This is a genomic window from Campylobacter sp. RM12654, assembly GCF_020137585.1.
GTDB lineage: Bacteria > Campylobacterota > Campylobacteria > Campylobacterales > Campylobacteraceae > Campylobacter_E.
On sequence record NZ_JACGAR010000064.1, the window covers coordinates 1 to 1,053 of the forward strand.

Genomic DNA, 1,053 nt, shown 5'->3' on the forward strand with positions numbered 1-1,053 from the left:
ATAATTGTGACAATTTCAACAAAGCTTTGAGCTTTAATACAAGCAATGTAACTAATATGGATTCTATGTTTAGCAAATGCGAAAACTTCAATCAGCCTTTAAGTTTTAATACTTCAAATGTAGTTAATATGAACTATATGTTTAAGAATTGCAAAAACTTCAATCAGCCTTTAAGTTTTAATACTAGTAATGTAACTGGTATGGGTTATATGTTTTCTGGTTGTTCTAATTTCAATCAACCTTTAAGTTTTGATACAAGAAATGTAACTGATATGGGTGGGATGTTTGGTAGTTGTTTTAATTTCAATCAACCTTTAAACTTTGATACAAGTAATGTAACTGATATGAGTCGTATGTTTTGTGATTGCAAAAACTTCAATCAAGCTTTAAACTTTGATACAAGTAATGTAACTAATATGCTTAGTATGTTCTATGGATGTTGTGTATTTAATCAGCCTTTAAGTTTTAATACTAGTAATGTAACTGGTATGGGTTATATGTTTTCTGGTTGTTCTAATTTCAATCAACCTTTAAGTTTTGATACAAGAAATGTAACTGATATGGGTTATATGTTTTCTGATTGTTATAATTTCAATCAACCTTTAAGTTTTGATACAAAAAATGTAACTGATATGCGTGAAATGTTTTATTATTGCTCTAGCTTAACCCATAAACCTAATTTTGATATGAGTAATGTAAAAGAGAAAGAGGGTATGTTTAAACGTTGCGATAAACTAGAACAATAAACTTAATTTTCGTTTGTTTGAGTATTTTCTAGTATTTAAAACAAACGAAATTCCTATTTTAAATTCCTTTTTTTAATTTTCATTATTTACTGATATTTTTCTAAAACTCACTTAAAAGACACAGTGTGTCTTTGCAGATTGCTATCATTAAGACAATTTATTTTATTATGAAAGGATTTTTATGAAACAATTAGCAAATGCTACCAAACAAGACTTAGATATTATTTCTAAAATAGAATTTAAGGATAATAAATATCATCCTATGAGTAAAGAAGAATTACAAGTATTGATTAAGTATGAAGATATT

1 protein-coding gene is annotated in these 1,053 nt (G+C 26.3%); it reads left to right on the forward strand.

Translation table 11 applies throughout. The features are described from left to right. The coding region (locus AVBRAN12654_RS09325) for a BspA family leucine-rich repeat surface protein (RefSeq protein WP_336614379.1) at positions 1–746 on the forward strand (746 nt) is incomplete at its 5' end. Positions 747–1,053 lie beyond the last annotated feature (307 nt).